The 10338-nt window shown below is 65.3% G+C and carries 7 protein-coding genes; 4 read left to right on the forward strand and 3 right to left on the reverse strand.

The window, feature by feature from the left end; all coding sequences use genetic code 11:
• Positions 1–5: 5 nt before the first annotated feature.
• Together XI03_RS03630 and XI03_RS03635 are read right to left on the reverse strand one after the other, a co-directional pair.
• On the reverse strand, positions 6–1475 hold the full coding sequence (locus tag XI03_RS03630; RefSeq protein ID WP_271591348.1) for a GH1 family beta-glucosidase: 1470 nt from the start codon (positions 1473–1475) through the stop codon (positions 6–8).
• Between the two features lie 2 nt (positions 1476–1477).
• Positions 1478–2479 (reverse strand): glycoside hydrolase family 16 protein, encoded by a 1002-nt coding sequence (locus XI03_RS03635; RefSeq protein ID WP_028139909.1) that lies wholly within the window; start codon positions 2477–2479, stop codon positions 1478–1480.
• A gap of 238 nt (positions 2480–2717) precedes the next feature.
• On the opposite strand from XI03_RS03635, the gene XI03_RS03640 reads away from it, so the two are divergent.
• Positions 2718–2939, forward strand: a complete 222-nt coding sequence (locus tag XI03_RS03640) for a dodecin (protein WP_018316283.1) — start codon at positions 2718–2720, stop codon at positions 2937–2939.
• A 165-nt stretch (positions 2940–3104) separates the two neighbouring features.
• Positions 3105–5009 (forward strand): sensor domain-containing diguanylate cyclase, encoded by a 1905-nt coding sequence (locus XI03_RS03645; protein ID WP_173015928.1) that lies wholly within the window; start codon positions 3105–3107, stop codon positions 5007–5009.
• Positions 5010–5022: 13 nt separating this feature from the next.
• Here XI03_RS03645 and XI03_RS03650 read toward each other — a convergent pair whose 3' ends face one another.
• Positions 5023–8211, reverse strand: coding sequence for an autotransporter domain-containing protein (locus XI03_RS03650; RefSeq protein ID WP_271591349.1), 3189 nt, complete (start codon positions 8209–8211; stop codon positions 5023–5025).
• Between the two features lie 363 nt (positions 8212–8574).
• Between XI03_RS03650 and XI03_RS03655 the strand changes: the two genes are divergently transcribed.
• Positions 8575–9618 carry a helix-turn-helix domain-containing protein gene (locus XI03_RS03655; RefSeq protein ID WP_271591350.1) on the forward strand — a complete coding sequence of 348 codons (1044 nt, stop codon included), beginning with the start codon at positions 8575–8577 and terminating at the stop codon, positions 9616–9618.
• A gap of 62 nt (positions 9619–9680) precedes the next feature.
• Positions 9681–10328 (forward strand): HAD family hydrolase, encoded by a 648-nt coding sequence (locus XI03_RS03660; protein ID WP_442869691.1) that lies wholly within the window; start codon positions 9681–9683, stop codon positions 10326–10328.
• Positions 10329–10338 lie beyond the last annotated feature (10 nt).

The following is a 10338-nucleotide window of genomic DNA, read 5'->3' on the forward strand; positions in this document are numbered from 1 at the left end:
TGGCCTCACCCCCCGATCGCGTTCCGTGCCACCACGTCGCGATAGAACGCCGCGCTCAGCTTCGGCACCCTCGCCTGGGTCTCGAAATCAACCCGGTACAGGCCGAAGCGCTTGCCGTAGCCGAAGATCCACTCGAAATTGTCCATCAGGCTCCAGAGGAAGTAGCCGCGGATCGGCACGCCCTCGGCGGTCGCGCGCTGCATCTGGGACAGGTAATTGCGCAGGAACATGATGCGGTCGAGGTCGTAGACCTGGCCGTCGGCAGAGATCTTGTCCTCGGACGAGGCGCCGTTCTCGCTGATGTAGATATTCTCGATGTTCCAGATCTTTGCCGCAAGGCGCGGCGCCCAGTAGATCACTTCCGGGCCGACCCGCAGCCAATCCGAGTTCATGTGCGGGAACGAGGTGGGGAACGGCAGCACGTGGAAGCCGGGCGCGCGGTCGGAAGCCGTGACGTAATATTGCGGCGCGTAGATATTGAGGCCGACGAAATCGTTCGGCGCGCCGATGATCTTCAGTTCCTCGGCGGTGAATTTCGGCGCATCCGCGCCGGCATAGGCCAAAAAGCCCTCGGTGTATTTGCCCTCCAGCACCACGCCGAGGAAGCCGGCGTTGAGCTCGCGCGTCGCGATCTCGGCGGCGCGGATGTTTTCCGGCGTCGCGATCGCCGGCACACAGGCGGCGATGTTCTCGGCCGCACCGACACGGGTGCCGGCGCGGCCCGCGGCGCGGATCGCCTGCACGGCAAGCCCGTGCGCCAAGGCGACGTGATGGCGCGCCTGGTTGAGCTGCGCGGTCGGCAGCTTGAGACCGGGCGCATCGATGCCCCAGCCATAGCCGAAATTCACGAAACGCCCGACCTCGTTCACGGTGAAGACGTTCTTCACGCGATCGGTCAGGCGCGCGGCGACATGCGCAGCGTAGTCAGCAAAAGCCTTCGACGTGTCGCTCGACGACCAGCCCCCGACGCGGTCCTGGAGTGCCTGCGGCAAGTCCCAATGGTAGAGCGTCGCGTAAGGCTCGATGCCGTTCGCGAGCAGTTCGTCGACGAGGCGGTCGTAGAAGTCGAGGCCCTCAGGATTGGGCTGGCCAAAACCTTCCGGAAACACGCGCGGCCATGCGATCGAGAAACGGTAGGCCTTGACGCCGAGCGCCTTGATCAGCGCGACGTCCTCCTTGTAGCGGTGATAGTGCTCGTTGGCGCGGTCGCCGGTCGAGCCGTCCTCGATCTTGCCGGGCGTGTGGCTGAAAATATCCCAGATCGACTTGCCGCGACCGTCCTCGTCGACCGCGCCTTCGATCTGGTAGGACGAGGTCGCCGTGCCCCACAGAAAATCCTTCGGGAACGGCGCCGGCAGGTGGCGGTCGGTCGAAGCGGACTTTTCATTCTCCGCGGCCCCGGCACCTGCTGCTACGCCCAGCGCGGCGAGGCCCGTGAGCTTGGCAAAACGGCGCCGCGAGACATCGGCTGACATCGCTATCTCCGTGCCAGCTCCAGATCGATCTGATAGACGGAAATCCGGTCGATCTCGAATGCGACGCTCGCTGGCGATTCGGCATCGACCTGACTGACGCCCGGAAAAAACTTCGACCCGATCGCCAGATTGACGATCATGTACATGGGATCGTCGAAGCCGATCGGCACCTTGATGTCGGAGACCGGCCTGCGGTCGATGAAATAGACCAGTCGATCCTCCTGCCACAACACACCGTAATTGTGGAATACGCTCGAGGCGTCGCCGACCGCGAAATCGAAGCCGCAGGACTGGATCTTCTGGGTCGAAGGGATCCGCCAATGCGTCGTCATCACCAGATCTCCCGGCCGTTCGCCGCGGCCTTCCAGCACATCGACCTCCGGCGGCCAGCCGCCGTCGTCCGCCAGCATCCAGAACGCCGGCCACACTGCGTGGCCGACCGGCACCTTGGCGCGAATTTCGAAATAGCCGTGCTTCTGGGCGAACGTGCCCTGGGTCGTCAGGATGCCCGAGATGTACTCGTTGTTGAACAGCAGCTGTTTCAATTCCGGCGGCGTTCGGCTGGCGATGATCGACAGCACGCCGTCCTTCACCCTGAACGGATCGAGCCCGAGCGGCGCGGCCGCGCGGCCGGCATAGCGCGGATCGACGTAGATCTGCTGCTCGCCATTGGCGCTGGTCTTGCGCTTGAAGTCGGAGCCGTCGCCGCCCCAATAGCGTGCCTCCGGCCAGGCCGCGCCGCCGGCATAATGCGGGATCCAGCGTCCGTTCGACAGCGGATGCTCGTCAAAATCCTCGCTGAAGGTCCGGCGCAGCGGCAGGAACACCAGCGAGGCTAAACTGACCGTGTCCAGCCGGCGACACACGATGGTGGAGGGATCGGTCGTCACCTGCAGAGCCATGCTCGCCGGCGCGCGATCGAGTTCGTCCTGCGCAATACAAGGCGCAGGCAGCACGCCGAGGCCGATCGCAACCAGAGTGCCCCTCGTCCAACGGCCGATCATCACCGCACTCGAAGATGCCACGACATGCGCAGAGGTTAGCTCATCCGTCTTCGCGCGGGCAACCGCGGCATCCGACGCCGGCGGGCGATTTGAAAACCATTCTTCTCGCCTCCGCTCCGGGGCCAGCGGGCACTGGGAACCCGAGGCGCCCACGCCCGTTCAGAGTCAACGCCATGCGCTCGCATGCACGTTCCATCGAGCGCGTTTGTCCGCTGCAAGATGAAACAAGGGAAGACCCATGGCCGCAACCGAGAGTGATCATGTCTACAAGATCCTGGACCTCGTCGGATCGTCCGAAACCTCGATCGAGGACGCGATCAAGAACGCGATCAGCCGCGCGTCCAAGACCATCCGCGAGATGAAATGGTTCGAGGTGGTGCAGACGCGCGGCCATATCGAGAACGGCGCCGTGCGGCACTATCAGGTGACGCTGCGCGTCGGCTTCACCCTGGAGGGATGAGGCGGCAGGCGGAATTGTCGCACTGCGGTAGCGTGGCTCCCCGACCGGTCCTGACGGTGTCAGCAATCCTTCCGGTTGATTACGGACCCCGCACAATCATTGCAGATTTTGCAAGAGGCCGTTAAGACGAAAGTGAGAGGTTTGCCCCGATTTGGAGCAAGCCTGATGGTCACGAGCCGCGAATTCGGCAAGACGCGCCTTCCGCTCTGGGCGGCGGGCTTCGTTGGGCTGATCTGCGTGACGATCCTGGGCCTCAGCGCCTGGCGCGAATGGGAAGCTCGCAATGTCGACCTCAGGAACGCCGAGATCGACGTCACCAACCTCGCACATTCACTGATCCAGCACGCGGATGATACGTTCGAGCTGGTCGATACGCTCCTGGTAGGACTGGTCCACCGGCTCGAACTCGACGGGACTGGCCCCGACACGATCACGAAGCTCCAGGCCTATCTGCCGACGCGCAAATCATCGGACCGCATCCGCGGCATCTTCGTCTATGACGCGACGGGCCGGTGGCTTGCCACGACCGAGCGCCTCGACTTTTCCAAGCTCAACAACAGCGACCGGGAATATTTCCAGCGCCACCGCGACTCCACGGAGACGGGCACGCTGATCGGACCGCCCATCAAGAGCCGCTCCGGGGGCCAGTGGATCATCACGGCGTCCCGGCGGATCAATGATCCCGACGGCGGCTTCGCCGGCGTTGCCCTGCTCACGATCGACGTCAGCTATTTCGTCAAATTCTACGAGCGGTTCGACCTAGGGCCGAACGGCTCGGCATCGCTGCTCAACAATGGCGGCATCATGCTGGCACGCAGCCGAGATGAGAGCGGCGCCTTCATCGGACGCGACCTGTCCAATGCGCCCTTGTTCAAAGGCTGGAAAAGCCGCCCCGCCGAAGCGGTCTATTATTTCAAGTCGCCGCTCGATGGCGTGCAGCGCCTGAGCTACTACCAGCGCAGCAGCCGCTATCCCCTGATGGTGCTGGCGAGTAAGTCCCAAGATGACGTGCTGGCTCCCTGGCGACGCGCCGCCGCCACACGCATAACTTTCGTCGTCGGCCTCGTCCTGCTGATCGCGGTGATCGGCTCCTACCTGGTCCGTCAGCTCTGGCAGCGACAGCGCATGGCGCAGGCCCTGGTCGCCAAGGAGGCAAATTTCCGCCTGCTGGCCGAGCAATCCAGCGACATGGTAACCCGGATCGGGCTGGATAACCGGCTGCTCTATGTCTCTCCGTCATGCGTGCGCATCACCGGCTGGACCGCCGAGGAACTGCTGAACACGTCGGCCCTGGCCGGCATTCACGCCGACGACATGGAACGGGTCGCTCAGGCCATCACGGCACTGAAGAACGGCGAGGCCGAGGAAGCGCGGTTCGTCTATCGCCAGCGTCATCGCGAAAAAGGGGAGATCTGGGCGGAGGCGGCGCTGCACGTGACGGTGGCATCGGACAGCGGCGCGATCGACGGCGTCGTCGCGGTCGTGCGCGACATGACCGAGCAGAAGGATCTCCAGGACAAGCTCGCTTCGCTTGCGAGGACCGACGGCCTCACCGGCCTTGCCAACCGGCGCGCATTCGACGAACGCCTTGCCGACGAATGGGCGCGCGCCCGGCGCGACGGCACGCAGCTTTCGCTCCTGCTGATCGACGTCGATCATTTCAAGAAGTTCAACGACCATTACGGACATCTGGCGGGCGACGGGTGCCTGCGCGCGCTGGGCCGGATCCTGTCCACCCAGGCCAGGCGTCCCGCCGACCTCGCGGCGCGCTACGGCGGCGAGGAATTCGCCGTGTTGTTGCCGAACACAGGTCCGGATGGCTGCGTGGAGGTCGCGGAAGCGGTTCGCCAGGCGCTGCACGATCTTGCCATGCTGCATGCGCAGAATCCGCCCTCCCGGTTGGTCACGGTAAGCGTCGGCGCCGCAACCGGTCTTCCGTCCCTGACCTCCACGGACTTCAGCACGCTGGTCGCTGCGGCCGACCGCGCGCTCTATGCCGCGAAGGACAGCGGCCGCGATCGGCTGGTGATGTCCGGACAGGTCGTGCCCTGGCCCGCGAAGACCGCGTGACGGGATCCACCGCTCACCAGCCGTAGCGAACGCTGCCCTTGCCGGCGTAGCTGCGGGTGACGCTGGAGAACTCGCCTTCGAACGTGGCCGCCGCCGACCAGCCGTTCAGCCATTTCATCTCGACCGAAGCCGTCGTGAGCGCGGCGTCGCGCGCCTGCGCTGCGCCGTTGACGACGAAGCTTGCGACCGGCAACGCCTGAAAGGTTGCGGCGGCCGCACGATCGGGATTGAAATCATGCGCCCAGGCGACACGGCCGCGCAGTGCCAACACGCCGGCCGGCGTGGCGAACGACTTGTCGGTACGCAGGCCGAGCTCGCTGCGGCTGTCGGTCACGCTCTTCGCGGCGTAGTTCAAGGCGAATGCCGATGAGCCGGAGACGACGTGTTCGGCATAGGCTGGCAGGTCGAGCGTCGTGAACTGCATCGCCCCATAAGGCGTGAGGCCGATCCCGCCGATCCATGACCCGACCAGGCGGTAGCCGCCTTCGAGACGACCGGAATACGCATTGGCGTCGAATGCGGCGCGCAGGCGGTCTGCGCCGGCGACCGTCACGGTGCGATCGGTCGTGATGTTCTGCCAGCCATAGGCCAGCGCGGCGGAGACGTAGGCCGCGCCGTTGGCGTGGTAAAGATAGGTGCCGGCCTGGAGCAGGTCGGAGCGACCGGAGCCGAGACCGTTCACGCCGAAGCTGGTGCCACCGCCGGCAAGCGCGAAGCCGAGCTTCGTGTTCGGCGCGAGCCAATAGTCCGCGCCGACCGCCGTGCCGGCGATGCGGCTCGTGGTGTCATTCGAGCCGTCCGCAGCATTGCCGTCGGTCGATTGCGATCCGCCGAAGCCGGCGGCCCACACGCTCCAGCGCTGCGCAAATCCCTGCGCCGGCGCCTTGGCGAACATGGCGAACGCGTCGGCGCGCTTGCGTGCGGCATAGGCGCTGGCCTGAACGTCTTCGGCAAGTCCAGCCGCACCGTTCGCGGGATCCGGCCCGCCCTCGCGCTGCGCGAAGGGATCGGTGAGCAGGCCCATGAACTGGCTCATGGCGCTGAACGTGGTCTGCTGCGCTGCCGTGCCTTGTTCGCCCGAGGCTTGCGTCAAGCCGGCCGCCGTCATGCGGCCATAGATCAGCGGAATGCCGCCGTTGACATCGAAGGAATTGACCAATGCGTTCGCCACCGCCTGCTGATTGCCGTTCAGGCCGGAATTCGGCGGCGGCACGAAGGCGAGCGACAGGTTGAGATAGGCATTGTTTGCGTCGTAGCTGAGATCGGTCTTGAAGTTCGCCGGGAGATTGCTGCTGGCAACGGTCGAGGCAAAGCTGCCGGAGAGGCCGCCGCCCGCGCTGAGGATGGTGTATTTCTTCTCGATATAGCTGCCGGCCGCAAACACCGCGCTCACACTAGCGCCGCCCAGCGTCGCGCTGCCCGTGGCGTTCGCATGGGACGCCGTCGACGGATTGACCTGGACCTGATAGATCGCGCCCGATTGCAGGGCGAGATCGCCGACGATGCTCGTGACGCTGCCGGGCGTGCCGTTGCCGGGCGCGAACGTGCCGCCGCCGGCAATCGCCACCAACAGCGGATCGATCGTGCCCGATCCCATCAGCACGCCACCGGCATTCACGGTGACCGAAGAGGTGCCGGTGATCGTTCCTTCGACGTCGAGCACACCGCCATTCACGGCCGTGGCTCCGGTGTAGCCGTTGTTGCCGAGCAACATGGTGAAGCCGGCCGTCGTCGTCAGGCTCCCGGTCCCGCCGATGCCATTGAGGACACCTCCGATGGAGGTAATGGGCGCGTTCAGATTGCCGTTGCGGATCGTGCCGCCGTTAAGGCCGACCGCGCCCTGGGTCTGCGTCGTGCCGCCCAGATCGAGCGTGGCACCGCTGTTGACCGTGGTCGTCCCGCCGACGTCGCCCAGCGTGCCGGCGCCGCTCAAGGCCAGCGTGCCGCCATTGACGAAGGTCCCGCCGCTGTAGGTGTTGGCGCCGGTCAGCGTCAGCGTGCCCAGCCCCGTCTTGGTCAGGGATCCCGTGTTGATGATCTGCCCTGACAACGTCGCATTGAAGCCGTTGGTGTCGATCGTGCCGCCGCCGGCCAGCAGCGAGATCGTCCGCGCGGTGCTGAAAGCACTGGTAAATCGCAGCGCGCCGCCGTTGAAATTGACATATTGCCCGAAGGCCAGCGCCGTGAGCGCGGCATCGCTGCCCGCCGCGACGGCCCCGCCCGCCGCAACGATGACGTTCGGCCCGATGAAGGCGGTCCCGGCATTGCCGTTGTCAACGATCGGCATGGTGACGAAGGACAGGATCGTGTTGGTGGCCGTATCCATCACGTAAAACCCGAAGCCGGTCGTGATGTAGGCCCGGCTGCCGTCGGGCGTCACGGTCACTCCGATGCCGTTGCTGGACGGGCCGCCGGACAGGGTCACGCTTGCCGTGATGGTGTTCGTCAGGGCATTGATCACCACGAGTTGGTTGGACTGCGTCGTCACATAGATCCGCGACCCGTCCGGGCTGGCCGCGACGCTCAGGGGCAGTCCGGAGACCGAAACCGTCGTCACCACCGATTGCGACGCTGCATCGATCACCGTGACGCTGCCATCGCTTTGATTGGTCACGTAGATCCGGCTTCCGTCCGGAGACGTTGTGATGCCGGAGGGGGAGCTTCCCGCCGCGACCGTGCCGATGACGGTTTTCGACGCGGCGTCGATGATCGAAATGTTCGCGGAGCCCTGGTTGGCGACATAGGCCCGGGTCCCGTCCGGCGAAACGACGACGCCGTAAGGGGCTGCCCCCACCGCGATGGGGGAGCCGACCACGACATTGGTCGCGGTGGAAATCACCGTGACCGAATGGGCCGAGGAGGACGTCACGTAGAGGCTCGAGCCATCCGGGCTGAGCGCCAATCCCGCCGTCTGTCCGGCGACGGGTATGGTCGCGACGACCGTCCGGCCGACGACGTCGATGACCTCCACCGCGCCGGACATGGCAACGACATAGGCGAAGCGGCCATCGGCCGAAAACACCGCGCTGTGAGGATATGTGCTCGTTCCGATCGGGGAGCCGATCGGAGCGTTGCTCAGCGTGCCGAACTCGATCACCTGCCCCGGCGTGCTGTTGAGTGCGGTCCAGATGCCGTAATTGTCGATCTGCGCCCTGCTGGCGGAGGTCGAGGCGAGATACGGCAGGACCAGGATGACAAGCATCCCGCAGCTTCTCATTGTCCGGCGACGACGGCAGCTGCGCGAACGTCGTTGCCGACGGCCAGCCCCCCCAATTCCCATTGACCCCACGCGGCAACCCCATTTCGACGGCGCGGCCCCGCATGGCGCGCTCGCATTCCAGAGACTGGAGAATCTCTAACAGGACGGCAGGACGGACGATGTGCCCGGCGTCTCAGCGCGACAAAATCCGACTGAATCTCTCGATGGTTGCAAATACACGAACGCACATTCTACCTCGGCCTCGCTTGCGCCCCGATTTCCGAATGGCTACATCCAGACCCGACATTGGCTTGCTTAGTTGCATGCGGTCTTTCCGCATCGCGAGGGGACGTGGACGGGACTGCCTTGAACGAAAGCACGGCGGCGGACAATCCCGGGCGCGGTCCGGAGGCGCTCGCGCACTTGCGGGCCATGACGGTCGACATTTGTGAGGTCATTCCGCGCACCGCGGAGGACGATTTCCATGTCACCACGGTGACAAGGATGACCCGCAACGCTTTGCTGATCGACACGCGTGCCACCGACCAGGACTATGACCGCACGCCCGCGCACGTCGCCCGCGGCATCATGGATCATTTTCAGATCACCCTCTGCGTCGAGGGCGAGATGCAGTTCAGCTCAGGCCGCCGCGAGGTCACGCTGCGGCCAGGCGACATTGTTCTGATCGACATGGCGCAACCGAACCGGACCGCACTGCGCGCCGCGGGCGGCCGCACCCATCTGATGACCATCGTGCTGCAACGCGCGATGCTGGCGCCGCGGCTCGCGCATCCGGATGCGGCGACGGCAACCCTGCTGCCGTCGGACCACCCCCATGCACGCCTGCTCGCCAGCCACTATGGCGCGCTTGCCCTGTCGTCACAGCCCGAAGCAGAGATGGCGACTGGCAATGCCGAGGCCACGGTCGAGGCGATCGCCGATCTCGTGGCGGCCGCCGCGGGCGGGACGGCCGAGATCGTCGCGGGCCTCGAGCGCGCCGAGCGACATCTTTATCTCACGATGATCAAGCGCCGCATCGCGAACAATCTGGAAACCGATGCGCTCACCAGCGAAGAGCTCTGCCGCCACTTCCAGATCTCGCGCGCGACGCTCTACCGGCTGTTCGAGGCCGAGGGCGGGCTTGCGCATTATGTGCGGGAGCAGCGGCTCAATCTCGCGTTTCGGCAACTGATCTCCCCGTCCGCACAGGACAAGCGGCTGATCGACCTCGCCGTCGGCATGCGCTTCAGCAGCGACTCGACCTTCATCCGCGCCTTCCGCCGCAAATTCGGGCTGACACCGGGCGAGTTGAGGGAGCTGGCCGACAATTGGCTGCGCGAAACCGGATCGGTCCCGGCGATCGACACCGTGCTGCATCAACTGGCCCGGCGTCGTACCTCACAGCCGTGAGGGAGGCCAACGAGCGGATTTGTCGCCCGCATTCGGGCGGGATATGACTTCGATGACGCCGGATGTTCGGCCGATCCGCGAGTGCCGCCGTGACTGATGCCATCAAGCTCGTCCTCTTCGACATGGACAATGTGCTTTGCGACTACGACAGGGCGACGCGTGTCGCCTATCTGGCGCAGCTTGCGGGGACCAGCAGCGAAGCCGTCCACAACGCGATCTGGGACAGCGGATTCGAACTGCTCGGCGATTCCGGCGCGCTCGAGGCTGCCGACTATCTGCGAGGTTTTGGCGAACGCATCGGCTATCCGCTCTCGCTCGACGAGTGGGTGGAGGCCCGGCGCCGTTCAATGCAGGCGAATCGCGCGATGCTGGACATCGCCGGCAGCTTGCGAAGAACCGTCGATATCGCCGTCCTGACCAACAATACCACGCTGGTCGCCGACCACATCGACACGCTGCTGCCGGAGTTGCGACCGCTGTTCGGCTCCCGGATCTACACCTCGGCGCAATTCAAGACGGCCAAGCCGGACCCGCACTGCTATCGCCTCTGCCTCTCCGAGCTCGGCGTGAGGCCGCAGTCCGTCCTGTTCGTCGACGATCTCGCAGCCAACGTCGCCGGCGCGCGAGACGCGGGCCTGTTCGCGCATCGGCACACGTCCGTGGCGACGTTCAGGCAGGCCCTGTCGGAATATGGCGTGCCTCTCGACTAAGATGGAAGTG

It is taken from the genome of Bradyrhizobium sp. CCBAU 65884 (assembly GCF_028128835.1).
Classification (GTDB): domain Bacteria; phylum Pseudomonadota; class Alphaproteobacteria; order Rhizobiales; family Xanthobacteraceae; genus Bradyrhizobium; species Bradyrhizobium ottawaense.